The organism is Streptomyces sp. NBC_00433, assembly GCA_036015235.1.
Lineage (GTDB): Bacteria > Actinomycetota > Actinomycetes > Streptomycetales > Streptomycetaceae > Actinacidiphila.
The window spans coordinates 5,913,175-5,936,327 of sequence record CP107926.1; the positions used below are offsets into that span (position 1 = coordinate 5,913,175).

23 protein-coding genes and 1 tRNA gene are annotated in these 23,153 nt (G+C 70.9%); 13 read left to right on the forward strand and 11 right to left on the reverse strand.

The window, feature by feature from the left end; translation table 11 throughout:
- Window positions 1-38: 38 nt before the first annotated feature.
- Window positions 39-473: a MarR family transcriptional regulator gene (locus OG900_25290; GenBank protein ID WUH93105.1), complete on the reverse strand. Its 435-nt coding sequence runs from the start codon at window positions 471-473 to the stop codon at window positions 39-41.
- 131 nt (window positions 474-604) lie between these two features.
- Here OG900_25290 and OG900_25295 point away from each other — a divergent pair, with 131 nt between their 5' ends.
- Together OG900_25295 and OG900_25300 are read left to right on the forward strand one after the other, a co-directional pair.
- Window positions 605-2,596: an FUSC family protein gene (locus tag OG900_25295; GenBank protein ID WUH93106.1), complete on the forward strand. Its 1,992-nt coding sequence runs from the start codon at window positions 605-607 to the stop codon at window positions 2,594-2,596.
- A gap of 189 nt (window positions 2,597-2,785) precedes the next feature.
- Window positions 2,786-3,214: an aspartate 1-decarboxylase gene (locus tag OG900_25300; GenBank protein WUH93107.1), complete on the forward strand. Its 429-nt coding sequence runs from the start codon at window positions 2,786-2,788 to the stop codon at window positions 3,212-3,214.
- Window positions 3,215-3,290: 76 nt separating this feature from the next.
- Here the strand turns inward: OG900_25300 and OG900_25305 are convergent, their stop codons facing one another.
- Window positions 3,291-3,494 carry a hypothetical protein gene (locus OG900_25305; protein ID WUH93108.1) on the reverse strand — a complete coding sequence of 68 codons (204 nt, stop codon included), beginning with the start codon at window positions 3,492-3,494 and terminating at the stop codon, window positions 3,291-3,293.
- 241 nt (window positions 3,495-3,735) lie between these two features.
- On the opposite strand from OG900_25305, the gene OG900_25310 reads away from it, so the two are divergent.
- Entirely contained in the window at window positions 3,736-4,545 is an 810-nt protein-coding gene (locus tag OG900_25310; protein ID WUH93109.1) for a VOC family protein, read from the forward strand.
- Between the two features lie 7 nt (window positions 4,546-4,552).
- On the opposite strand, the gene OG900_25315 is transcribed toward OG900_25310, so the two are convergent.
- Window positions 4,553-5,503: a pseudouridine synthase gene (locus tag OG900_25315; protein WUH93110.1), complete on the reverse strand. Its 951-nt coding sequence runs from the start codon at window positions 5,501-5,503 to the stop codon at window positions 4,553-4,555.
- A 235-nt stretch (window positions 5,504-5,738) separates the two neighbouring features.
- Between OG900_25315 and OG900_25320 the strand changes: the two genes are divergently transcribed.
- Complete coding sequence (locus OG900_25320) at window positions 5,739-6,137, forward strand: DUF4328 domain-containing protein (protein ID WUH93111.1); 399 nt, start codon at window positions 5,739-5,741, stop codon at window positions 6,135-6,137.
- 499 nt (window positions 6,138-6,636) lie between these two features.
- Here the strand turns inward: OG900_25320 and OG900_25325 are convergent.
- A tRNA-Arg gene (locus OG900_25325) sits at window positions 6,637-6,709 on the reverse strand.
- 249 nt (window positions 6,710-6,958) lie between these two features.
- Between OG900_25325 and OG900_25330 the strand changes: the two genes are divergently transcribed.
- From OG900_25330 to OG900_25340, 3 genes are all read left to right on the forward strand, one after another.
- The gene (locus tag OG900_25330) at window positions 6,959-7,372 is read left to right on the forward strand and encodes a hypothetical protein (GenBank protein ID WUH95913.1); all 414 of its coding nucleotides are present in this window, start codon (window positions 6,959-6,961) and stop codon (window positions 7,370-7,372) included.
- A gap of 184 nt (window positions 7,373-7,556) precedes the next feature.
- A complete protein-coding gene (locus OG900_25335) occupies window positions 7,557-8,648 on the forward strand; it encodes an LLM class flavin-dependent oxidoreductase (protein ID WUH93112.1) in 1,092 nt (363 codons plus the stop codon).
- Window positions 8,645-9,298, forward strand: coding sequence for an FMN reductase (locus tag OG900_25340; GenBank protein ID WUH93113.1), 654 nt, complete (start codon window positions 8,645-8,647; stop codon window positions 9,296-9,298). Before OG900_25335 ends, OG900_25340 begins: the two co-directional genes overlap by 4 nt.
- Window positions 9,299-9,313: 15 nt before the next feature.
- Here the strand turns inward: OG900_25340 and OG900_25345 are convergent, their stop codons facing one another.
- Entirely contained in the window at window positions 9,314-10,621 is a 1,308-nt protein-coding gene (locus OG900_25345; GenBank protein WUH93114.1) for a hypothetical protein, read from the reverse strand.
- A 423-nt stretch (window positions 10,622-11,044) separates the two neighbouring features.
- Between OG900_25345 and OG900_25350 the strand changes: the two genes are divergently transcribed.
- Together OG900_25350 and OG900_25355 are read left to right on the forward strand one after the other, a co-directional pair.
- A complete protein-coding gene (locus OG900_25350) occupies window positions 11,045-12,586 on the forward strand; it encodes an MFS transporter (GenBank protein WUH93115.1) in 1,542 nt (513 codons plus the stop codon).
- Between the two features lie 75 nt (window positions 12,587-12,661).
- Window positions 12,662-13,492, forward strand: coding sequence for an ATP-binding cassette domain-containing protein (locus OG900_25355; protein ID WUH93116.1), 831 nt, complete (start codon window positions 12,662-12,664; stop codon window positions 13,490-13,492).
- Between the two features lie 72 nt (window positions 13,493-13,564).
- Here OG900_25355 and OG900_25360 read toward each other — a convergent pair whose 3' ends face one another.
- On the reverse strand, window positions 13,565-14,050 hold the full coding sequence (locus OG900_25360) for a MarR family transcriptional regulator (protein WUH93117.1): 486 nt from the start codon (window positions 14,048-14,050) through the stop codon (window positions 13,565-13,567).
- Window positions 14,051-14,297: 247 nt separating this feature from the next.
- Between OG900_25360 and OG900_25365 the strand changes: the two genes are divergently transcribed.
- Window positions 14,298-14,939, forward strand: a complete 642-nt coding sequence (locus tag OG900_25365) for a TetR/AcrR family transcriptional regulator (protein ID WUH95914.1) — start codon at window positions 14,298-14,300, stop codon at window positions 14,937-14,939.
- A 230-nt stretch (window positions 14,940-15,169) separates the two neighbouring features.
- Window positions 15,170-16,681, forward strand: a complete 1,512-nt coding sequence (locus tag OG900_25370; GenBank protein ID WUH93118.1) for an MFS transporter — start codon at window positions 15,170-15,172, stop codon at window positions 16,679-16,681.
- A gap of 203 nt (window positions 16,682-16,884) precedes the next feature.
- Here the strand turns inward: OG900_25370 and OG900_25375 are convergent, their stop codons facing one another.
- From OG900_25375 to OG900_25385, 3 genes are all read right to left on the reverse strand, one after another.
- Complete coding sequence (locus OG900_25375; protein ID WUH93119.1) at window positions 16,885-17,490, reverse strand: hypothetical protein; 606 nt, start codon at window positions 17,488-17,490, stop codon at window positions 16,885-16,887.
- A 26-nt stretch (window positions 17,491-17,516) separates the two neighbouring features.
- Window positions 17,517-18,302: a dioxygenase gene (locus OG900_25380; GenBank protein ID WUH93120.1), complete on the reverse strand. Its 786-nt coding sequence runs from the start codon at window positions 18,300-18,302 to the stop codon at window positions 17,517-17,519.
- Window positions 18,303-18,412: 110 nt separating this feature from the next.
- Window positions 18,413-18,931: a GNAT family N-acetyltransferase gene (locus OG900_25385; GenBank protein WUH93121.1), complete on the reverse strand. Its 519-nt coding sequence runs from the start codon at window positions 18,929-18,931 to the stop codon at window positions 18,413-18,415.
- Between the two features lie 234 nt (window positions 18,932-19,165).
- Here OG900_25385 and OG900_25390 point away from each other — a divergent pair, with 234 nt between their 5' ends.
- Together OG900_25390 and OG900_25395 are read left to right on the forward strand one after the other, a co-directional pair.
- Window positions 19,166-20,161, forward strand: a complete 996-nt coding sequence (locus OG900_25390) for a sigma-70 family RNA polymerase sigma factor (protein ID WUH93122.1) — start codon at window positions 19,166-19,168, stop codon at window positions 20,159-20,161.
- 141 nt (window positions 20,162-20,302) lie between these two features.
- Window positions 20,303-21,049, forward strand: a complete 747-nt coding sequence (locus OG900_25395; GenBank protein ID WUH93123.1) for a VIT family protein — start codon at window positions 20,303-20,305, stop codon at window positions 21,047-21,049.
- On the opposite strand, the gene OG900_25400 is transcribed toward OG900_25395, so the two are convergent.
- Complete coding sequence (locus OG900_25400; GenBank protein ID WUH93124.1) at window positions 21,010-21,717, reverse strand: hypothetical protein; 708 nt, start codon at window positions 21,715-21,717, stop codon at window positions 21,010-21,012. The two genes, OG900_25395 and OG900_25400, sit on opposite strands and share 40 nt — an antisense overlap.
- 230 nt (window positions 21,718-21,947) lie before the next feature.
- Window positions 21,948-23,093, reverse strand: a complete 1,146-nt coding sequence (locus OG900_25405) for a PLP-dependent cysteine synthase family protein (GenBank protein ID WUH93125.1) — start codon at window positions 23,091-23,093, stop codon at window positions 21,948-21,950.
- Window positions 23,094-23,153: the final 60 nt, after the last annotated feature.

The window sequence follows — 23,153 nt, forward strand, 5'->3', positions numbered from 1 at the left end:
CCCCCCAGGGGTATGGCGCCGCAATGCGCGCAGCCGGCTCACTCGTCACCCGCCAGCCGGTCGAGCAGCGCCGCGGCCAGCCGCAGCACCTCGCGCTCGGTGTCGTTCAGCTCGGTCTCCATCCGCTCGCGCAGCCATGTGTCGCCGTGGCGGACGTCGCGGGCCATGGCGGCGAAGCCGCGCTCGGTCAGTTCCACGACGTATTGCCGGCCGTCCGCCGCGTCCCTGGTCCTGCTCACCATCCCGTCCGCGGCCAGCGCGGCCAGCGTCCTGGTCAGCGACTGCGGCTGTACGTGCAGCGCCGTCGCCATGGCGCCGGGCGTGGCCGGACCCGAGCGGTAGAGGTGCGCGAGCACGTTGAGGCGCCCGGTGGGCAGGCCGTCCTGCGACCGCTCGGCGCGCATCCTGCGGGTCAGCCGGTGGACCGCGCGGCGCAGCACGGCGGCGGGGTCCTGGGGCGGAGGAGGGAACATGGCGGCCATTTTCGTAAGCTCGGCGTACTATCTTCATCGGGTTGGTGTTGGTGTGTTGGCGTTCTTGTCCGGTCTCATGACCGGCATACCGGTGGCGTAGTCGTACGCCAGGCGTAGTGGACGGTGAGGGGATGGCACAGCCCGTACGGGACCGGCTGCGGATGCTCGACCCAGGGCGGGTCCGGCTGCGGATCGCCGCCCGCACGATCCTGGCGGCGCTCGCCGCCGTGCTGGCCGCCGTGGCAATGTGCCGAGCCGCGGATCTGCCCGGCGCGATCGTGGTGATGGCGACCGTCGTCACCGTCACACTCTCGCGCACCCTGCACGCGACCAGCCTCGCGCATCGGCTCTCCGCTCTCCTCTACGTCCCCGCGATCGGCCTGCTGGCCGCTTACGTGGGGCGCTTCATGCTCCACCACGCATGGTGGGGCGCGGCAACGTACGTCGCCGCGGTCGGCGCGTCACGCTACCTGCTGCGTTTCGGCGGCCATATACGCCGCCTCGGGCGGCTGGCCCTCACCCCGCTCATCGCGGTCATGGTCGTACCCGTACCGCCGAGCGCCGCCAAAGCCGCCGGGCCGGTGTGGGGAGCGGTGGCCGGTGTGATGGCCGTCGCCTGCGTCCTGCTCTCCCAGGCCGCACTCCCCACCCGTCCCACCCGCGAGGCAGCCGCGTCCGCTCTCGACCTGACCCGGGCCGCCCGCCACCTGCGCACCCTTCCCCCGGGCACCCCACGCCACGCCCGCGCGGCCCTCGCCCTGCACCGCGCCGCCCTGACCACCGAGGACCGCCTCGACGCCGCCGACCTGCCCCCGTCCGGCCCCCTGGCCGCGCTCGCCACGGCGGTCCTCCACGCGGAAGTCCTCGCTCATGGGGCGGGGGGCGCATTGCCGCGGCAATGTACGCCGGATCCCGCGGCCCCGGTCGGAGGACCGGAGGCGGCGCCTCTGGCGGCGGTGGGCGACGGGTCGGACGTTGCGGCGCCGGGAGTGGGAGGCGCGGCCGGTATTGCGGAGCCGTCGCGGCGAGTGGTCACGGCCGCCGGGGACGGTGCGTCCGGCCCCGACACCCGGGTGGACGCCGCCCTCGCCCGAGCCCTGGACGAGGTCGAAGCGGCGGCGGCAGCCGTACGGGCCATCCCCGCGCGGGCGCTCCCGGCGCCGGAACCACCCCGCCCCCCGGCCAGGAAGGGGCTGCAACCCCACACACGCCTCAGCGTGCAGCTGACCGTGGCAATGGCCGCGGCTTTCGCCGTCGGCCACCTCCTCTTCCCCCACCACTGGACCTGGACCGTGATCACGGCCTTCGTCGTGTGCGGCGCCGCCCGCGCGCGCGGCGACGTGGTGCATCGCAGCGGGTTGCGCGTGGCCGGAGCCTTCGCCGGCGCCGTCACCGGCACATTCGTCGCCCAGCCGGTCGCGGACGTGCCGCCCGCCGCCGTGGCGGTGATCTTGTGCTACCTCTTCGTCGGCACCTGGCTGCGCGACGTGAGCTACGCGGTGTGGGCCTTCTGCGTGACCAGCCTGCTCGCGGTGCTCTACTCGCTGAACGGCGAGCAGGGCGCGGCCCTGCTCCTCCAGCGTCCCGAGGGCATCCTGGCCGGGTCGGCGTGCGGCATCCTGGCGGCGTATTTCGTACTGCCGCTCCCCACGGAGACGGTGATGCGGGGGCGGGCAGCCCGCACCTTGCAGGTCCTCCAGGACCTGCTCACCGCGGTGCGCGAACCCCACCCGGAGCCGGCCGCGCTGCGGCAGCTCACCCGCGCCCTCGACCGCGCGGCGCGGGACCTCGGCGACGCGGCGGCCTCGGCGAGAGCGCATCGCGCGCTCTTCCGCCGCCGCGCCCCGGCCGGCGCGGCGCCGCACCCCGCGGACTGGGCGGACACGCTGGCGCTGTGCGTCCGCGAGGCGCGGGCGCTGGCCGCCACACCTCCGCCCGACCTCGCCGCGGCCCGCCCCCACCTCGTCCTGACCTCCCGCAATCTCGGCCAGGTCCGCCGCCGCCTGGGCCACCGCCCGGACGCCACGCCTCCGCGCCCGTCCACCGCCCCGCTCCCGCCCCACCTCCACCGCCTGAACGCGGCCTTGGCCGACCTCTACCGCCAGCTCCCCGCCCCCGCCTGACCCCCGGCCGCGCGCCCGCCCGGCGCGCACCCTCCCGCGCGAGGGCGCCCCATGAGGCGGGGGGCCTGAGAGATTGCGCACTCCGCCCGCCACCCCCCGGCGCGAGCGAGACCAGGGCCTCTACTCTGGTTGGGTCGGCGCGTACCCCCGGGGGACGCGACCCACCCGTTCACACCAGGAGGCGGCACCGTGCTGCGCACCATGTTCAAGTCCAAGATCCACCGGGCCACCGTGACGCAGGCGGATCTGCATTACGTGGGGTCCGTGACGATCGACGCCGAGTTGATGGATGCCGCCGACCTGCTGCCGGGCGAGTTGGTGCACATCGTGGACATCACCAACGGCGCCCGGCTGGAGACGTATGTCATCGAGGGCGAGCGCGGCTCCGGCGTGATCGGGATCAACGGCGCCGCGGCACACCTCGTGCACCCCGGGGACCTGGTGATCCTGATCAGTTACGCGCAGGTCGACGACGCGGAGGCCCGCGCACTGCGACCCGCCGTGGTCCATGTCGACGCCGACAACCGGATCATCGCCCTGGGGGACGACACCGCGGAGCCGGCACCCGGCAGCGATTCCGTACGCCCCCCGCACGCGGCGGCCCGCGCGTCCGTCTGACCGACGGAGCGTCCGACCGGCCCTGACTGACAGGGCGTCCGACCGACGGAGCGTCACAGATCCCGCAGGCCGACGGCTACGCCGCCGTCACCACCGCGGCGCCCATGACCGGCCCGGACACCGGGCGTATTCCGCCGCGGGCGCCGCGCGCCGCGGCGGTCCAGCGAGCCCGCAACCGCGCCAGCTCCGCCAGCTCTTCGGCCGTCCACGGCCGGTCGCCGTGCTCCTGCACATATGCGCGCAGAGCGGCGTTCGCCTGATCGAGACTTCCCCCGTACATGTGAACCACCCTAGACGGGGGCACTGACAATCCTCGAATCGGTTGACCACCGCCCGTGCCCGCACCGCCACGGTCAGCCAGTCCCCGGCCGGTGCCTCTGACCAGGCCAACGTGCCACCGCCGAGCGTGGGAACGCTGATTGTCGGTGGCTGATGCCATGCTGAGTGTGAGGGAGGACACAGCGTCCAAATCCGGCAGATCGATCGCCTCACCGATCACTCGGCCCACGGAGGTCTCCATCATGCTCACCAACGACTACGTGCCTGGCACACCCAACTGGGTGGACCTGGGCAGCCGCGACGTGACGGCGGCGGCCGCCTTCTACGGTGACCTGTTCGGCTGGCAGTTCCAGTCGGCGGGGCCGGAGACGGGGGGCTACGGGATGTTCCAGCGGGACGGCGAGACCGTCGCGGCGCTCGGCCCGCTCCAGGACGAGCACGCCCAGCCCGCCTGGACGGTCTACTTCCACACGGCTGACGCGGACGCCACGACCAAGGCCGTCGAGCAGGCAGGCGGCACCGTCCGCTTCCCGCCGATGGCGGTCGCCGAGCAGGGCAGGCTCGCCGGCTATTCCGACCCGGCCGGGGCCGAGTTCGCGGTCTGGGAGCCGGGAACGACCGGCGGCCTGGACAGGGTCGGCGACGGCGGCCTGTGCTGGACGGAGCTTTATACGACGGATGCCGCGAAGGCCAAGCAGTTCTATGGCGCGGTCTTCGACTGGGACTACGAGGACATGCCGCTGCCGGGGGACGCGGGCTCCTATGTGGTGGCGTCCCGGTCCGGCGGCGGGCAGCAGGGATCGCACGCCGGCATCATGCAGCTGGGCACGGACATGCTGCCGGAGGGCAGCAGTTACTGGCAGCCGTATTTCTCGGTGGCCGACGTGGACGGGACAGTCGCGAAGACCGCGGCGCGCGGCGGCGCGGTGCTGATGCCGGGCACCGACATGGCAGGCGTGGGCAGGATCGCGCTGCTCAGGGACCCGGAGGGCGCCTTCTTCGCGCTGTTGCGGGCGGCGGACCCGCAGAGCCCGGTGTCCCCGAAGTCCTGAGGGCGGTTCAGGCGCCGCCGGCGGGCCAGGCGGCCAGTTGCCGCCCGCTCTCGAAGCGCATCGCCCGCCCGGTCAGCGGGTCGGTGAATTCGAGTGCCTGGGCCAGCAGTTGCAGCGGCCGGGACCAGTCGTCCGCGTCGGCCTCCGGCAGCAGCCGGGGATAGACGGGGTCGTGCAGCAGCGGCAGCCCCAGGCCGGCCATGTGCAGCCGCAGTTGGTGGGTCCGCCCGGTCGCGGGCAGCAGCAGGTAGCGGCCGAGGCCGTCGCGGTGGCCGAGCAGTTCGACACGGCTCTCGGCGTTCGGCGGCCCTTCAGCCTGCTCCTCGGCCGCCATCCGCCCGTGCTCCTTGACGATCCGGCTGCGTACGGTACGCGGCAGCCGCACCGCCGGGTCGTAGCGGGCCACGCCCTCGTATTCCTTGCGGATCCGCCGGTCCCGGAAGAGCGTCTGGTAGGCGCCGCGGTCCTCGGGGCGTACGACGAAGAGCACCAGGCCCGCGGTCAGCCGGTCCAGCCGGTGGGCGGGGGAGAGCAGCGGCAGGCCGAGGCTGTCCCGCAGCCGGGAGAGCGCGGTCTGCGTGATGTGCCGGCCGCGCGGCGTGGTGGCCAGGAAGTGCGGCTTGTCGGCGACGACGATCCGCTCGTCGCGGTGGACGACGTCGACCGCGTAGGGCACCACCGCCTCGGGCGCACGGTCGCGGTGGAACCAGACCCAGCCCCCAGGCTCGTACGGCGTCGCCGCCGCCACCGGCCCTTCCACGGTCACGAACCGCCCGGCGTCGAGCATCGCCTCCACCCGCTCGGCACCGACCGCGGGACCGTACCGCTCCAGCAGATAGCCCCGTACGGTCGCCCAGCGCCCCGCCCCGTCCCCGGGCATCCGCACCCTTACGGCGTCCACCCCGGCCCGCTGCGCCAGCGGTGACGGCGGCGCCCTGCGCCCTGCCCTGCGACCCACGCGCGCCACCCCTCTTCCGCTGGTCCGCCCGTCGCCACGCCGTCCCCGCGGCACCGGCTTCAGGAGAGCGACAGAATCCAGCGTATGCGGAGCCGGACCCCGCCGTGTGCTGCCGGAAGGTCACTGCCTTCCGGATCGGCTTCTCCGCGGAACCTGGGCGTCGTCGGCTCCTGGCCAGGCGGCCCGAGCGGCCCTGACGTGCTGCGACGGACCGCAGCGGGCGCAAAGGCGCCTGATGGGGAAGCCCTTGCTCACGACTCCGCCTTACCGGCCGTACCGCGACAGCCGGCTGCTGGCCACGGTTACCGTCTCCATGCTGTGCGTCGCGTTCGCCGGCGACATCGTGAACGTCGTCATGAACCTGCACATCGCGTCGGTGACCGACGCGATGATCCACCGTCCTTCGACGGTGACCTCCGCGGAGATCAGCGGGGTGGACCAGTTCCGGCACCATGTCGTGCCCTGGCTGACGCCCGCACTGCTGGTGGCCGTGGCGGTCCCGTTCGTGGCGTGGTTCCGCCGCAGCCGGCTCAATGCCGCGTCGTTCGCGCCAGGCGCGACGAGGGTCGCCGAGGGGTGGTCGGTGGGCGGCTGGGTCGTACCCCTCGCCGCCTTCTGGATGCCCCTGCCCTGAGAACGTCCGCGACCGCGTCCGCGTGGGCGTCGACCAGTGCGATGTCGGTGTCGTAGTCCGCACCGTCCAGGAAGACGCCCTCGAAGACCACCGGGAGTACGACCACGCTCACCAACTTGCACATCCACAGCGCCCACCAGGAGTTCACCAGGCGGGCCGTGAGCACGTCCCGGCCGGCGGGCAGGGCACTGCCGCGGCGGATGTCGTGTGCGACCCACGGCCTGTTCGGTCTGCTCGCCGCCGTCGCGGCCGTCCTCGTTGTCCGCGCCGTCACCGTGCAGCAGCGGGCGCGGGCGGCTGCGGGCGGCTGCCCTGCTGTGATGCCAGACCATCCGGCGGGAGGTCCGGCGGGATCGTGCTGATCGTTCCGGGGATATTTCGGGGACCGGCGGCCCATCCGCTCACGCATCGCTCACGCAGACAGCCCCGGACGACGAGTCCGAGGCCGTGCGACAAGCTGCCTGTCCGGCGAAACCGCCGGTCAGGCGGTTTCGGGTTGTGCCCCAGGCAGGATTCGAACCTGCGACACCGGCTTTAGGAGAGCCGTGCTCTATCCCCTGAGCTACTGGGGCAAATCCAGGTCGGCCCCTGCCACGGGCCCTTCGCGGCCGCCTGGGAACGGCGGTCGCACGGGTACGGAGTGGCGGGTCTTCCGACGTGGAACAGGGTAGCGGATGCGGCGGGCAGGGGTGGGCGCCGGGCCGCCGCCTGCGGGTGTTCGGTCGCCGGGTGCGACGGCAGGGGCCCGCTCGCGGCGCGTGCCGGGTGTCCGTTTGGCCCTACGGTGGGCGGTGCGTGCCCGCGGGCGGGAAGGGGGCACGCTGGAAGCGGAGTTGGCGGCGCCGGCGACCTCGGGGGCTACGACCGTGGTCGGGCTGATGGCCTCGGACGCCTGGGCGCAGGTACGCGGGCGGCTGGCGCGTTTCTTCGCCCGGGACGGCCAGGCCGGGGCGGTGGACGCGGAGCTGGAGCAGTCCCGCCAGGAGCCGGCCGCGGCCCGCGCGGCGGGCGACGACCTCGCGGCGGGCGACGTCGAGGCCGAGTGGCGTACGCGGCTGCGCCGTACGCTCGGCGCGGACCCGGCGGCGGCCGAGGAGTTGCGCTTGCTCCTGGCCGAGCTGAACGCGGCGGATCCCGCCTGCCAGGCGCCGACGAGCATCGTGCACGACAACGTCAGTGGCGGCGTCAACCACGGCGTGGTGATGCGGGCCGGGATTTCCGCTTCGGGGCCATGACCTTGCACGCTTCGGGGGCCGTGCCTCCGGGGGCGGCCGGGGCGCGGAGCCGCTCTGCGGGACGGAACCGGGAGCGGAACCGCCTTCCGGGGCTGAACCGGGCCGGTGAGCGGCGGACGGGAATAGGTGCGGCAGGCCTGTCGTTCGGGTGGTTGAACAATCAACCAAATGGACGGTGGGTGAGATGCAGTTCGGGATCTTCACAGTCGGCGACGTCACCACGGACCCGACGAACGGACGCACACCGAGCGAGCACGAGCGGATCAAGGCGATGGTCACCATCGCGAAGAAGGCCGAGGAGGTCGGGCTCGACGTCTTCGCCACGGGTGAGCACCACAATCCCCCGTTCGTGCCGTCGTCGCCGACGACCATGCTCGGCTACATCGCCGCGCGCACCGATCGCCTGATCCTGTCGACGTCGACCACGCTCATCACCACCAACGACCCGGTCAAGATCGCGGAGGACTTCGCGATGCTCCAGCACCTGGCGGACGGCCGCGTCGACCTGATGATGGGCCGCGGCAACACCGGCCCGGTCTACCCGTGGTTCGGCAAGGACATCAGGCAGGGCATACCGCTCGCCGTGGAGAACTACGCCCTGCTGCACAAGCTGTGGCGTGAGGACACGGTCGACTGGGCCGGCAAGTTCCGCACGCCGCTGCAGTCCTTCACCTCCACCCCGCGCCCGCTGGACGGTGTGCCGCCGTTCGTCTGGCACGGCTCCATCCGCAGCCCGGAAATCGCCGAGCAGGCCGCGTACTACGGCGACGGCTTCTTCGCCAACAACATCTTCTGGCCGAAGGAGCACTTCAAGAAGCTCATCGGGTTGTACCGCGAACGCTATGCCTACTACGGGCACGGCTCACCCGACCAGGCGATCGTCGGACTGGGTGGTCAGGTGTTCATGCGAAAGAACTCGCAGGACGCGATAAGGGAATTCCGGCCATATTTCGACAACGCGCCGGTATACGGCCACGGCCCATCCCTGGAGGACTTCACCGACCAGACGCCGCTGACCGTCGGCTCGCCGCAGGAGGTCATCGACAAGACGCTGACCTTCCGCGAGTCCTTCGGCGACTACCAGCGGCAGCTGTTCCTGATGGACCACGCCGGACTGCCGCTCCGCACGGTGCTCGAACAGCTCGACCTGCTCGGCGAGGAGGTCGTCCCCGTCCTGCGCCGCGAATTCGCCAAGGGGCGCCCGGCGCACGTACCTGAAGGCCCCACCCACCAGTCCCTTCTCGCGGGACGCGACACCCAGGAGGTCGACGTATGACCAGCCGCCTCGTCGTGATCACCGCCGGCCTCGGCCGCCCCTCCTCGACGCGACTGCTCGCCGACCGGCTGACCGCCGCGACGCAGCGGTACGTCACCGACGGCAATGTCGACAATCAGGGCACTGCCGGTGACGTCGGCGGCGAGGTCGAGGTGCGGGTCGTCGAACTGCGCGATCTCGCCAACGACATCGCGCAGAACATGGTGACCGGCTTCCCCGACCCGCGGCTGCGCGACGCGGTCGAAGCCGTCACCTCCGCCGACGGCCTGATCGCGGTCACCCCGGTCTTCACCGGCTCCTACAGCGGCCTGTTCAAGTCGTTCTTCGACGTCATCGACAAGGACGCGCTGGCCGGCACCCCGGTCCTGATCGCGGCGACCGGCGGCACCGCCCGCCACTCCCTGGTCCTGGAACACGCCATGCGCCCGCTCTTCAGCTACCTCCGGGCGGTCGTGATGCCGACGGCGGTGTACGCGGCGACCGAGGACTGGGGCGCGGCGGGGGACGACAGCCTCGCCCCGCGCATCGACCGCGCCGCCGCCGAACTCGCCGCCCAGGTCACCGCCCACTCCGTGCGGCGTCCGGCAGCGGCCGAGGAGACGTTCGTTCCGTTCGACCGGCAGCTCGCCGCCCTGGCCCCGAAGGGGTGAGTTGCCTGGACACCGCTACGCGGAAGTCACCCTCCCGGCGACCGGTTGACGCCGGTCGTCGAGGAATTCGATGACCGCCAGCACGGCGAGCGCCACCACCGCGATCCAGATGACGACCAGGCCGGTCGGGTAGGGCCACAGCAGCAGCGCGAGGCCCGCACCGCCGACGACCACCCATCGCAGCGCAAGGCGGTAGCGGTGCACCCACGGCCCCACCGGCCCGGTCGTCCTGATCCCGACGGACTGCCGCACCGCGGCGATCCCCGTCTGCCACGCCGTCGTGACCCGCACCGCCCACCTCCCGGAGCCGCTCAGCCACGCCCCGGCCGCGACCAGGACCCCCAGTACGATCACCATCCGCATCGTCACCCGGAGAAAACGTACGACCTGGTCATAGATCGCGCCCGCCGCTGCCTGGTTCGTGCCCGCGGGCAGATGATCCAGATAGATGACCCGGAAGATCGCCAGTCCGATCCAGAGCACTGCCAAACCCGCGGCGATTCCCAGCGCCGCCGCCGCCAGGGCGCGCCGCCTGCGCGCGGCGAGCAGCACACCGCCGGCCGCCAGGACGACGGTGACGACCGGCAGCCAGTTGCCGGCGATCTGCAGGGCGCGGAAACCGGTACGCACACGCTGCACGTCCTTGGACTTCACCAGTGTGAAGTCGGTCCGCACCTCGGGAATGAGCGACGCCGCACCCAGCCCGCTGTTCAGCAGCCGCTGCTTCACCTGGGCGACGACGGGTGCGAGGTTCAGTACGACGGCGTCGCCGCTCACCTTCACCGCCGAGTCGCTGTCCCCGGTCAGCGCACCGGTGAAGGCCGCGTGCGCCTGCCGGTTCAGCTGCTCCCACAGCGTGGCGAAGGCGTCGCTCGCCACGAAACTCGCCACCGTCTGCCGCACGAAGTCCCTGATCCCCGTGGTGATCGGCCCGTGCAGGGCGCCGAGAGCCTTCTCCAGCTCAGGCCGGTCGCTCGGCGTCACGCTGGACAGCAGTGAGTCGAGGTCGAACTTCGCCATGGCGGCGTCGGTCACCCGGTCGGTCACCGCATCCCTGACGTCGGGATCCCGGGCCAGCGGGGCGACCGTCGCCACATACCGGTCGGTGTCTGCCATCTCGTCGGCGATCCACACGGCGACGGCACTGAGCGGGGCGAGCACCGCGGCCAGTGTGATCAGCACCGCGGACAGGACGGCCCGCCACCGCCGCCGTGCGGGGAGACGCTTGCGCAGTGCGAGCAGCTCGGCGCGTTCGTCGGCGCCGAGCGGCCCGTCGCCCGGTTCGGGGGCACCTCCTGCCAGGCCGTCCGCGCTCGTCGCCATATGCCTGCTCCCTTACCGCGGCCGGGGCGCGGCCACTGCCTTCCCGCCAGCCAACGGCCCCGCGGCCGCACCCGCGCGCGCAACTGCTGCGTCCGGGTGTCGGCGGCACTCACCCTCCCGGGTGGCCGCGGACTACACCTGCTGACCGCGGCCCGCTCATCGGGTCACGCCGAACGGGTGAGGGTGCGTTAGTGGTTTCGACCCCGCGGTAGTGATCGTTGTGCAGGTGCAGCACCACACTCCGTGGCCGTCATCGCCACCAGGGACGGTCGTCCGATGGCGGTCGCGGTGGATTCCCGCCCCGCCCTGCCTGCTCCGCCGCCCCCTCCACGGGGGCCGCGGCGTCCGCGTGGCGGGGGCGCTGAGCTGGGCCTAGCGTGGAATTCCGGGAGGACGCGCGCATGCGCAAAGGAGATCCACACCATGGCCCGAAGCTCCTCCGAGCCACCAGACGAAGCCGGCCGCGTCCGCGCGGCCGGCTCGCCGTCGTCCGGACAGGACGGCGTCTCCGAACCTCCCGCCCGCCGCTGGTGGGTGCTGTGTGTGATCGGCCTCGCTCAGCTGATGGTCGTACTGGATGCCACGATCGTGACCATCGCACTGCCCTCGGCCCAGCGTGAACTCGGCTTCAGCGACGGCGACCGCCAGTGGGTCGTCACCGCGTACGCGCTGGCCTTCGGTTCGCTGCTGCTGTTCGGCGGCCGGCTCGCCGACCTCATCGGCCGCAAACGGATCTTCCTGATCGGCCTGGTCGGCTTCGCCGCGGCGTCGGCGATCGGCGGGGCGGCGCCGAGCTTCGAGATCCTGGTGATGGCGCGCGCCCTGCAGGGCGCCTTCGGCGCGATCCTGGCCCCCGCCGCCCTGTCACTGCTGACCACGACCTTCACCGACTCCAAGGAACGCGCGAAGGCCTTCGGCATCTACGGCGCCATCGCCGGCGCCGGCGCGGCGGTCGGGCTGCTGCTCGGCGGCCTCCTCACCGAGTACCTGGAGTGGCGCTGGTGCCTGTACGTCAACCTGATCTTCGCCGTCATCGCCTTCGTCGGCGGTATGCGGCTGCTGCGCTCAGGCACCAGACCCGAGCAGGCGCATCTCGACATCCCCGGCACGCTGCTGGTCTCCGGTGGCCTGTTCTGCATCGTCTACGGCTTCTCCAACGCCGAACGGCACGCGTGGAGCGCCCCCAGCACCTGGGGCTTCCTGCTGACCGGCACGATCCTGCTGGCGGCCTTCGTGTGGTGGCAGCAGCGTGCCCGCCACCCGCTGCTACCACTGCGGGTGGTCGGCGACCGCGACCGCGGGGCGTCCTTCATCGCGATGTTCCTGTCCGGCGCCGGAATGTTCGGCGTGTTCCTCTTCCTGACGTATTACCTGCAGCGCACGCTCGGCTATTCACCGGTGAAAACGGGCCTCGCCTTCCTGCCCATGGTGGCGCTGCTGGTGATCGCCTCCGTGACGACGACCAATGTGCTGGTGCCGAGATTCGGCGCCAAACCGATCGTGCCCACCGGCATGCTGCTGGCCGGCGGCGCCATGGCGTGGCTGACCGCACTGGACGGCAACAGCACCTACGTGGCGCACGTCATGCCCCCGCTGCTCCTGCTGGGCCTCGGCCTCGGCCTGATCTTCGCCACGGCCATGAACCTCGCCACCGCCGGCAACAAGCCGGACGACGCCGGTGTCGCCTCTGCCATGGTGAACACCAGTCAGCAGGTCGGCGGCTCCGTCGGCACCTCACTGCTCAACACCCTCGCGACCAGTGCCGCCACCAACTACCTCGTCGGCCGCCGCCCGACGCCGAGCGCGGTCGCCCAGTCGCAGCTGCACAGCTACGCCGTCGCCTATTGGTGGTCGGCGGGGTTCTTCGCCTTCGGCTTCGTGGTCACCTTCCTGCTGTTCCGGCCGGGACCGCCGCGTATTGCCGAGTCCGCGCCGGAGGAGAACTCCTCACCGGCCGCCATGTGACCCACCGCGCCGCCGCCGTATCCACATGGCGGAGACCGCCGCCATAAAGCTGGCGCATACAGCTATCGTCCGTCCATGACAGCCAACGCGACAGGCGCGACGCCCACAGCGGTCGCCGTAATGGACGGCGTCAGCGTGCGTCGCTACACCACGGGCCAGGTCATCCTCGACGACATCGACTGGACCGTGGGCGCGGGCGAGCACTGGGCGCTGCTCGGCGCGAACGGCGCGGGAAAGACCACGGTCCTGCGGTTGATCGGCGCCCTCATGCACCCGACCACCGGCACGGTCGACGTCCTCGGCCACCGTCTCGGCCGGGTCGACATGCGCGAGCTGCGCGCCCATATCGGCCTGGTCTCCTCCGCGCAGAAGGTGCCGCTCGACGCGGTCGCGCACACCGTCGTCCTGACCGGCCACACCGGCACCGTGCAGCCGCTGTGGCGCGAGTACGACGGCGACGTACGCGACCGCGCGACCGCGCTGCTGGCGGAACTGGAGATCAAGGACCTCGCGGAACGCGCCTACCGCGTCTGCTCGGGCGGTCAGCGCGCCCGCATCCTGGTCGCGCGGGCGCTGATGGCCGACCCGTCGCTGCTGCTGCTCGACGAGCCCTTCAACGCCCTCGACCTGCCCTCGCGCGAGGACCTCGTCGATGCCATGCACCGGCTCGCCACGACCAGGGCGGGGCTGGCCACCATCACGGTCACGCACCACCTGGAGGAGCTGTCACCGGCGATCGGCCATGTGCTGCTGCTCAAGGAGGGCCGGGTGCTGACGTCGGGCCCCGCCGAACAGGTGCTCACCGGGGCGTGGATGACGCGCTGCTTCGGCCGGCCGATCGAGGTGAGTCGGCACGAGGGCCGGTGGCTGGCGCGGTCCGGACGCGGCGGGTCGGCGACGCGATGAGAGCCGGCACATCGCGCACTCACCCCCGCAGGTGACATGCGCGGCGCCGCCTTGACCGGGTCGCGGTGGCGTTCAGCGCAGCCAGGGCACGTCCGCGCCGTCCGGCTGGTGCAGGCCCTCGGCAAGGATCCGCGAGATGTCGCCGAGCTGCCGGCTCTGCTCGGCGGTGAGCCGGTCGAAGATCGCGGCACGGACGGCGGCGACATGTCCGGGCGCGATACGTACCAGCTCCGTATGACCCGCGTCGGTCAGGACGCACACCTGGCCGCGCCGGTCAGTGGGGCAGTTCTCGCGGCGCAGCCAGCCGTTGCCCTCAAGACGCGCGACGGCGTGCGACAGCCGGGAGCGGGTGATCTTGGCCTGCTCGGCGAGTTCGGTCATCCGCATCTTCCGGCCGGGCGCCTCGGACAGCGTGCTCAGCAGCGCGTAGTACATGTGCGGCATGCCGGCGTCACGCTGCAGCTGACGGTCGAGATGATCATCGAGCAGTGTCGTGGCGTGCAGAAACGCCCGCCAGGTCGCCTGCTCCTCTTCGGTCAGCCATGTCATGGCGTTCATGCTACGGGTACTTCTTGAAGCTTCAATAAAAGCCCTCCTTGTGTCGCCGTGTCGCGATGTGGCCTGCAAGCGGGAGGCGGGCGGTCGCGGAAGTGAGACGCAGGTCACGCGATCACCCCGAAATATCCGGGGAACAGGACCCTGTTTAGTGTGGTGATCGGAAACGGGGATCGATTATCCGTTTCCTCGTCACGACCGTCCCATGCCACCCGTACCCACCGGAGGGAGTCCGCCCGTGCCGCCCGCCATGGACACAGCCGTGCCGCCGCGAGCCGTACGCCTGCGCGCGGACGCCACCCGGAACCGGGAACGCATCGTCGCCGCCGCTCGCGAGGCCCTCGTCGAACTCGGCCCCGACGTCCCGCTCGACGAGGTGGCACGCAGAGCCGGCGTCGGCAATGCCACGCTCTACCGTCACTTCACCGACCGTGCGGAGCTGATCCGCCAGGTCACGTTGTCAGTGATGGCCCGTACAGTGAAACGAGCCGAGGACGCGCTGGCACAGGAGCCGGACGCGTTCGCCGCGCTCAGCCGTTTCGTCTTCGAAGCGGCGGACGAGCGGATCGGCGCCCTGTGCCCCCTGCTCTCCGACGTTTTCGACCGCCAGGACCCCGCGGTCGCCAGCCAGGTCGAACAGATGCAACGATCGATCAGCACCATCATGGAACGCGCCCAGATCGCGGGCCAGTTGCGCACCGACATCGCCGTCGGTGACCTGATGGTCGCCGTGACGCAGCTCACCCGGCCGCTACCAGGCACGTGCTGCGCGGGCTTCGACCGTTTCGTCCGTCGCCACCTGCAACTGTTCCTCGACGGCCTGCGCGCGCCCGCCTGCTCGGTGCTCGCCGGCGCTGCCGCGACTCTGGAGGAACTGCAAGCCCGCCAGTAATAAACCCTTCGCAATACCTGTCAATCGGGTTATAGCGTAGCCAGGTTCGCCGTCCGTGGACCTGCGCAGCCCGAGTCAGCCGCTCGTCATGCCTGAGCAGAGCCGGACCCGACACCCGAAGGCCGCCAGGGATCCCTGACCCCGATCCACCGCCGCAGTACGGCGCCGGACCCTTGGCTGACACATGTCCCCACGCCCTGTCACTCCACATCCATTTAGTGAGATCAGCAATGCCTGAAACACATCAGCCGGATCCGAAGCGCTGGACAGCGCTGATATTCATCGCGATAGCCCAGCTGATGGTCGTGCTCGACGCGACCGTCGTGAACATCGCGCTGCCGTCCGCCCAGGCCGACCTCGGGATCTCCGACGGCAACAAGCAGTGGGTCATCACCGCGTACACCCTGGCCTTCGGCGGCCTGCTGCTCTTCGGCGGCCGGGTGTCCGACCTATGGGGACGTAAGAACACCTTCATCGTCGGCCTGCTCGGCTTCGCCGCCGCCTCCGCAATAGGCGGCGCCGCAGTGAATACGGCCATGCTGCTGGGCGCCCGCGCCCTTCAGGGCGTCTTCGGGGCCCTGCTCGCCCCCGCCGCACTGTCGCTGCTCGCGGTGACCTTCACCGACGCCAAGGAGCGCGCCAAGGCGTTCGGCATCTACGGCGCCATCGCCGGCGCCGGCGCCGCCGTCGGCCTGATCCTCGGCGGCGTGCTCACCCAGGCCCTGAACTGGCGCTGGGCGCTCTTCGTGAACATCCTCTTCGCGATCGTCGCCGCCATCGGCGCCATCACGGTCATCCGCGAGCCCGCCCAGGGCCGCAACCACAACCGCCTGGACATTCCCGGCGTGATCCTGGTCAGCGCCGGCCTGGTCGCCCTCGTATACGGCTTCACCCGCGCCGACAGCGACGGCTGGACCGCCGGCATCACCCTCGGCCTCTTCGTGGCCTCCGTGGTGCTGCTGGTCGCGTTCGTGTTCGTCGAGAGCCGTGTACCGGCCCCGCTGCTGCCGCTGCGCGTCGTGACCGACCGCAACCGTGGCGGCGTCTACCTGTCGCTGGGCCTGGCCATCATCGGCATGTTCGGCCTGTTCCTGTTCCTGACCTACTACCTGCAGCTGGTGATGGGCTACTCGGCCATCAAGTCGGGCTTCGCCTTCCTGCCGATGATCACCGGCATGATCGTCGGCTCCACCCAGATCGGCACCCGGCTGATGCTGCGGGTCCGCCCGCGCCTGCTGATGGCTCCCGGCTTCCTGGTCGCCGCCGTCGGCATGGCCATCCTGGCGCAGATCAAGGTCGACTCGTCCTACGCGACGGTGCTGCTGCCCGGCCTGATCCTGATGGGCCTCGGCATGGGTACGGCTTTCATGCCGGCCATGAGCCTGGCCACACAGGGCGTGCGGCCCGAGGACGCCGGTGTCGCCTCCGCAATGGTCAACACCTCGCAGCAGGTCGGCGGCTCCATCGGCACCGCGCTGCTGAACACCCTGGCCACCAGCGCGACCGCGACCTGGGTGTCCGCACACGTCACGTCGAAGACCGACCTCAAGCAGAAGCTGTTCGTCAACGAGTCGATGGTGCACGGCTACTCCGTCGCCATCTACTGGGCGACGGCGATCCTCGCCCTGTCCTCTGTGATCGCCTTCTTCCTGGTCAACGCAGGTGTGCAGGGCAGCCACCCGCAGCGCGTCGACGGTGACAAGTCGGCCGACGACATCGCGATCCCGGTCATCGCACACTGACCATCAGGTCGTACGACCAGGCGGTCGCCACGACCGCCCGGTAGTCGTCGCAACGGCAGGTCCCCACCGCTTCCGTTCACTCGGAAGAGTGGGGACCTGCCGTTTTGTCGTACCGGCGACGGTACGAAGATGCGAATGCCGCGCGGCGGTGACGTCGCGGAACGCTCGTCCTACAGGATGCTTCCGCGGGGCCCTGCCGGCTCCTACAGGCCCTCCGGCCACGAGTAAGCCGACGGGACCTGCACCTTGTCGGCGGGGGCGCCGTAGACGACGGCGATCTCCTCGTGGGCGCCCAGCTTGATCGAGGCGGGGTCGCCGGTCTGCTCCTTGCCGTTGACGTAGACGTGCAGTTCCTTGCCGCCACCGGTCTTGAACGTTCCGAGGACGTCGCTGCCGATCGGCACGCTCCACTCGGTCATGAACTGCCCGAGGGTGAATTCCGCCTGTACCGGCGACTCGATGTGCACGACGCCCGACGTGTCATGCGTGTGCAGCGGGCTGATCTGCTGCTTGGGGACGTCGATACCGATCTCGGCCGGCACAGTCACCGCCTTGCCGTCCACGAACACGTCCAGGTGGCTGTGGATGTGCAGCACCTGGCCCTCCTGCCCGAGCATCGGCAGCCCGGCCGCCTTGACCTGCGCGCTGGCGTCGGGGGGCGCGGGCCAGTTCACGGACGACGCGGCCGGCTTGTCGTCGGCGGCGCTCGCGGTGGCGGCCGGGTCCTTCTTGCTGTCGGAGCCGCACGCGGCCAGGGTCACGGCGCCGGCCAGGACGGCCACGCCGATCGCGATGCGTCGTTTCTGCATGGGCATGAGGTGAGGTGTCTTCCTGTTCAGCCGAGCTGGACGGAGCGCTTCGCGAGCCCCATCCAGAATCCGTCGATGATGCTGCGCTGGCTGCCGAGATCGGACTCGGCGGCGCCGAGCGTAACGAACAGCGGGGCGAAGTGCTCGGTTCGCGGGTGCGCCAGCTGCCCGCCCGGCGAGGTGTGCTCGAAGTCCAGCAGGGCGTCGACATCCTGCGCGTCCAGCGCCCGCCGGCCCCAGTCGTCGAATTCCGCCGACCATGTCGGCGGTTGCGGGCCGGCGTGTCGAAGGGCGGCGAGATTGTGGGTGAAGAAGCCGCTGCCGATGATCAGTACGCCCTCGTCACGCAACGGCGCCAGGCGGCGGCCGATGTCCAGCAGCCCGGCCGGGTCCAGCGTCGGCATCGACACCTGCAGCACAGGGACGTCCGCGGCGGGGAACATCTCCACCAGCGGCACATACGCACCGTGGTCCAGGCCTCGATCCGGCACGTCCTGCACCGGGCTGCCGGCCCGGCGAAGCAGTTTGCGCACATCCTCGGCCAGCTCGGGCGCACCCGGCGCCGGATACGCCACCTGGTAGTAGCGCTCGGGGAAGCCCCAGAAGTCGTAGACGAGGGGTACGGCCGTGGTGGCGCCGATAGCCAGCGGGGCGTCCTCCCAGTGTGCCGAGATGATCAGTACGGCCTTGGGGCGCGGCAGGTCGGCGGCCCAGGCGGCCAGCTGCCCCGGCCACACCGGGTCGTCCGCGAGCGGCGGAGCGCCGTGCGAAAGGTAGAGCGCGGGCATGCGCTCCGTGGCGGCTGCGGTCATGGCGCCCTCCTTGAATTATCAAGCGTACGGGACGACGGTAGCGCACATGCTTGAACATTCAAATACCCATCTCCATGGCCACGGCTTCCGCCCGTACGATGCCGTCGCCCTCAGCTCAGCCGCTTCTCCAGCCACGCCACGTCGTGGTACGCGCCGAACTTCCGCCCGACCTCCTCGTACACCCCGATCTGCTTGAAGCCGAAACGCTGGTGGATGCGTATCGACGCCTCATTGGGCAGCGTCACGCCCGCATACGCACGGTGTACGTCCTCGTCGGCCAGAGCCTCGAACAGGGCCGCGTAAAGCAGTGTTCCGATACCGCGCCCGCCGGCCTCGGGGGAGAGGTAGATGCTGGCCTCCACGGACGTCGCGTACGCGGCCTTCGGGCGGAACGGGCTGCTGGTCGCATAGCCGAGAATCCGTCCGTCACCCACCGGGTGGGCAACCAAGAGCCGGTGCGGGCCGTCTTCCGGGTGGGAGAGCAACCAGGGGCGGCGCTCGTCGGGGGTGATGGGGCTGATGTCGAAAGTGATCGCCGTCTCACGGATGTAGTGGTTGTAGATGTCGGTCAGCGCCGCCAGATCCTCCTCCCTACCCGCTCTGACCTGGACGTCCGTACGTTCCGACATGACATGACCTTTCAATGTGGCCGGACAGGGTACTGCATGATCATAAAAAATAGGTGACGACATGGGAATTGTGTCCGGATTCCAGTCGTTATCCCGAGCGGATGGGGAAAGCGCACAGCAGAGCCGCAGAGCTACGGCAGCCATTGAACAGGCTGCGTCGGCAACTCCACGGCGTCGGCTGCGACCGTACCCGGTCCGACCGAGACTGACCGCACCTTCGTAAAGGGAGCACGCATGGCAACCCGTGCCGTCGCCCGTCGTCACGCAGGCGGGACCAGCAGCGTTCGCGCCGCAGGCGGGGAAGTAGCCGACCGCGACCTCGTCGGCATGTACCTGGACGAGATCGCGCGTACGCCGCTGCTCGACGCCGCCCGCGAGGTCGAGCTTTCCCGAGACATCGAAGCAGGCGTCTACGCCGAGCGTATCCTCGCCTCCGACCCCCAGCTGTCCGCGGGAGCGGGCGGCGACATCAAGCGTGAAGAGCTTGAGGCCCTGGTGGCCACGGGCGAGCGCGCCAAGGACATCTTCATCCGTTCCAACCTGCGGCTCGTCGTCGCGGTGGCCCGGCGCTACCCGCGCAGCGGCCTGCCGCTGCTCGACCTGATCCAGGAGGGGAACGCCGGCCTGGTCCGCGCCGTCGAGAAGTTCGACTACGCCAAGGGCTTCAAGTTCTCCACCTACGCGACCTGGTGGATCCGGCAGGCCATCACCAGGTCCATCGCCGACCAGTCCCGCACCATCAGGCTGCCCGTGCACCTGGTCGAGGAGCTGGGCCGGATCCGACGTGTACAGCGCGAGTTCAACCGCGAGCACGGCCGCGACGCCGAGCCGGCCGAGATCGCGACCGAGCTCGACTCCACCCCGGAGCGCGTTTCGGACGTCCTGGACTGGGCACGTGATCCTGTGTCGCTGAATATGTCGGTGGACGCCGAGGGTGAGACCGAGTTCGGTGACCTGGTCGAGGACGGTGCCGCGCCGTCCCCGGAGGATTCGGTGCTGGTCATGCTGCGCCGCGAGGAGTTGGACGGCCTGATCGACCGACTGGACGACCGCACCGCCTCCATCATCCGCGCCCGCTACGGCATCGTGGACGGCCGCGAGCGGACGCTGACCGAGGTGGGCAAGGAACACGGCCTCACCCGTGAGCGCATCCGCCAGATCGAGAAGCACGCCCTCGCCGACCTCAAGCGGATGGCCCGCGCGACAGGCCTGGACTACGAAGCCGCCTGACAATTCCACAACCGCCGGTCCCCAGGACCGGCCCCACAGACCCGAGCCCCGGTGCATCCCCCCCGCGCCGGGGTTCGGCCTGTCCGCCCTGCGCGTGCGCCGGTCGATCCGGCCGGGCGGTGGGGTGAGACCCTTCGTGACATGACTGACGACAGCGCCGGCACCGAGGAGCCGGGCCGCGCGGGGACACATCCGGACGAGCCGCATCACGACGGGCTGAACACCCGGCTGAACTGGCTACGTGCCGCCGTCCTGGGCGCCAACGACGGCATCGTCTCCACCGCCGGCCTGGTCGTGGGAGTCGCGGGCGCCACGGGTTCGCGGTCGGCGCTCCTGACAGCCGGCCTGGCCGGACTGATGGCGGGGTCGCTGTCGATGGCCGCGGGGGAGTACGTGTCGGTGAGCACCCAGCGGGATTCCGAGCAGGCAGCCCTCGCCCTGGAGCGCGAAGAGCTGGAGGCGACCCCCCAGGCCGAACTCGACGAGCTGACCGGACTGCTCGAGGACCGAGGTATCAGCCACGACCTCGCCCGCGAGGTCGCCGAACAACTGACAGCCCGCGACGCCCTCGACGCCCACGCCCGCGTCGAACTCGGCATTGATCCCGACCAGCTCGCCAACCCCTGGCACGCCGCCTGGGCCAGCTTCATCTCCTTCACCGTCGGCGCACTGCTGCCACTGCTGGCCATCGTCCTGCCGCCGAACGACTTGCGACTCGCCGTCACGGTCGTCTCGGTCCTGGCCGCCTTGACCTGCTGCGGCTGGATCAGCGCCCGCCTCGGCAACGCGCCTGTCGGCCCCGCGGTCATCCGCAACATGGCCGGCGGCGCGATCGCCATGGCCGTCACCTACGCCGTGGGCGCACTGCTGGGCGCGGCCGGCGTCTGACCAGCTGTGACCCACGCTCTTCCGGCCCGCGCCGAATACCCCACCAGAGCCGCTGTCACCCCTACCGACCCGGCCAGCGAAGCCGCTCCCACCCCGCCACCGGGCAACTGTGGCGGAAGCATCGCCGTCAGACCCGCCTCAAGCAGGCAGCCGGCCCCCCACGCCGCCGCCAGCCGGTACTGCACAGCCCGAAAGGCCGCGTCCCGCAGCCACAACCCGTTCCACCGCGCAGCCCCCGCCGCCGAACCGTCGGTCGCGAACCGCCGCACCAGCCAGAAGGTCAGCGGCCGCCCGAAAACCGGACTCACGGCAAAAGCCACCCCAGCCAGCCCGGTGAACGCCGTGCCCATGCCGACGCCCATCCAGCGACTGCCGCCGCCCGCCGCTGCGTTTGCCGTCGCCAGCAGCAGCGCCACCAGGATCAGCATGCTGAACTCGTCCACCCGCTGATGCAGCGCGAAATACAGCCCGATCTCCAACGCGGGCCACGCCGACACCAAAATGAGCGACGGCGCCCCGTGCACGCCGCGTCCGATGAGCTGGTGATAGGTGATCCACGGCAGGAGCATGCCGAAGAGCACTGTTGGACCCCACGAGAGCAGAACGGCCTGAGCGGGCGGCGGCGCGCCGCTGCCATCGGTGTGGTCATGCGTGCGGGCATCGGTCATCGCCGTGTCCTGCTTTCCCCGTGTGTCCCCGTGAATCCCCGTCACGAACGCACGGCAGCCGCGACGTTCGCACAAGTGATCGTATGAGCACGTGAGCTGGACCGTCAGCGGGGACACGCCAACCTCCACGACGCCGACACACATCAGCCTCGTACCCGGCGGCCCACGGGAGCCCACAGCAGATGCGGGGCAGCTCCTGCGCCGGATCGCTCAGCCGGTGCTCTGCGGGCTCACCGGTCGAGTGACCCGGTGATCAGAAAGCGCTCGATGCGCCGCATGTACGGCGCGGTATCGATGCCCTGCGCCGCGAGCCAGTCGTCGGCGTAGTACTTCTCCAGGTAGCGCTCGCCGGGGTCGCACAGCAGCCCGACCACACTGCCGGACTCGCCCCGGGCGCGCATCTCCGCGATGATGCGGAACGCCGCCCACAGCCCCGTGCCGGTGGACGCCCCCGCCCGGCGGCCGAGCAGTCGCTCAAGGACCCGTACGCCCGCGATCGACGCCGCGTCCGGGACCCGCATCATGCGGTCGATGGCGCCCGGCACGAAGCTCGGTTCCACCCGCTGCCGGCCGATCCCCTCGATCCGGGAGCCGGTATCGGTGGTCGCCGACGGGTCGCCGTCCCGCCAGCCCGGGAAGAACGCCGAATTCTCCGGATCCGCCACGCAGATGCCGGTGGTCGCCTGCGCATAGCGCACATACCGGGCGAGAGTCGCCGACGTCCCTCCGGTCCCCGCGGTCGCCACGATCCATGCCGGTACGGGGTGGCGTTCCGCCGCCAGCTGCCGGAAGATCGACTCGGCGATGTTGTTGTTGCCGCGCCAGTCCGTCGCCCTCTCCGCGTAGGTGAACTGGTCCATGTAGTGGCCGCCGGTCTCCGCGGCCAGCCGGGTCGCCGCCCCGTACACCTGGCCCGGGTCGTCCACCAGGTGGCAGCGGCCGCCATGGAATTCGATCAGGTCCACCTTCGCCTGTACGGTCCCGTGGGCCATCACGGCCACAAAGGGGACACCGATCAGTCGCGCGAAATAGGCCTCCGACACTGCCGTCGACCCACTGGACGCCTCGATCACCGGACGTCCGGGGCGGATCCAGCCGTTGCACAGGGCGTACAGGAACAGCGAACGGGCCAGGCGATGCTTCAGCGACCCGGTCGGATGGGTCGACTCGTCCTTCAGGTAGAGGTCGATGCCCCAGCCCGCCGGCAGCGGCACTGACAGCAAATGGGTATCGGCGGACCGGTTCGCGTCCGCCTGGACCTTTCCCACTGCCTCGCTCAACCAGCGGCGGTACGCGAGGTCGCTTCGGTCGACATCCGCCTCCTCCGCCGGGGCGGGAGGAAGCTCGGCCTGCGGTCGCGGTTCTGGTGCGTGCATGGGGCCAGGTATATCCGTCGGGCTGCTTCAAACGGACACTTGGAGTATCTCCCCCCACCC

Bases quoted from the DNA above. Each gene is read 5' to 3' on its own strand.
- OG900_25290 (WUH93105.1), bottom strand. From the start codon at position 473: ATGTTCCCTCCTCCGCCCCAGGACCCCGCCGCCGTGCTGCGCCGCGCG.
- OG900_25295 (WUH93106.1), top strand. From the start codon at position 605: ATGGCACAGCCCGTACGGGACCGGCTGCGGATGCTCGACCCAGGGCGG.
- OG900_25305 (WUH93108.1), bottom strand. From the start codon at position 3,494: ATGTACGGGGGAAGTCTCGATCAGGCGAACGCCGCTCTGCGCGCATAT.
- OG900_25310 (WUH93109.1), top strand. From the start codon at position 3,736: ATGCTCACCAACGACTACGTGCCTGGCACACCCAACTGGGTGGACCTG.
- OG900_25320 (WUH93111.1), top strand. From the start codon at position 5,739: ATGGGGAAGCCCTTGCTCACGACTCCGCCTTACCGGCCGTACCGCGAC.
- OG900_25335 (WUH93112.1), top strand. From the start codon at position 7,557: ATGCAGTTCGGGATCTTCACAGTCGGCGACGTCACCACGGACCCGACG.
- OG900_25340 (WUH93113.1), top strand. From the start codon at position 8,645: ATGACCAGCCGCCTCGTCGTGATCACCGCCGGCCTCGGCCGCCCCTCC.
- OG900_25345 (WUH93114.1), bottom strand. From the start codon at position 10,621: ATGGCGACGAGCGCGGACGGCCTGGCAGGAGGTGCCCCCGAACCGGGC.
- OG900_25350 (WUH93115.1), top strand. From the start codon at position 11,045: ATGGCCCGAAGCTCCTCCGAGCCACCAGACGAAGCCGGCCGCGTCCGC.
- OG900_25355 (WUH93116.1), top strand. From the start codon at position 12,662: ATGACAGCCAACGCGACAGGCGCGACGCCCACAGCGGTCGCCGTAATG.
- OG900_25360 (WUH93117.1), bottom strand. From the start codon at position 14,050: ATGAACGCCATGACATGGCTGACCGAAGAGGAGCAGGCGACCTGGCGG.
- OG900_25365 (WUH95914.1), top strand. From the start codon at position 14,298: ATGGACACAGCCGTGCCGCCGCGAGCCGTACGCCTGCGCGCGGACGCC.
- OG900_25370 (WUH93118.1), top strand. From the start codon at position 15,170: ATGCCTGAAACACATCAGCCGGATCCGAAGCGCTGGACAGCGCTGATA.
- OG900_25375 (WUH93119.1), bottom strand. From the start codon at position 17,490: ATGCAGAAACGACGCATCGCGATCGGCGTGGCCGTCCTGGCCGGCGCC.
- OG900_25380 (WUH93120.1), bottom strand. From the start codon at position 18,302: ATGACCGCAGCCGCCACGGAGCGCATGCCCGCGCTCTACCTTTCGCAC.
- OG900_25385 (WUH93121.1), bottom strand. From the start codon at position 18,931: ATGTCGGAACGTACGGACGTCCAGGTCAGAGCGGGTAGGGAGGAGGAT.
- OG900_25390 (WUH93122.1), top strand. From the start codon at position 19,166: ATGGCAACCCGTGCCGTCGCCCGTCGTCACGCAGGCGGGACCAGCAGC.
- OG900_25395 (WUH93123.1), top strand. From the start codon at position 20,303: ATGACTGACGACAGCGCCGGCACCGAGGAGCCGGGCCGCGCGGGGACA.
- OG900_25400 (WUH93124.1), bottom strand. From the start codon at position 21,717: ATGACCGATGCCCGCACGCATGACCACACCGATGGCAGCGGCGCGCCG.
- OG900_25405 (WUH93125.1), bottom strand. From the start codon at position 23,093: ATGCACGCACCAGAACCGCGACCGCAGGCCGAGCTTCCTCCCGCCCCG.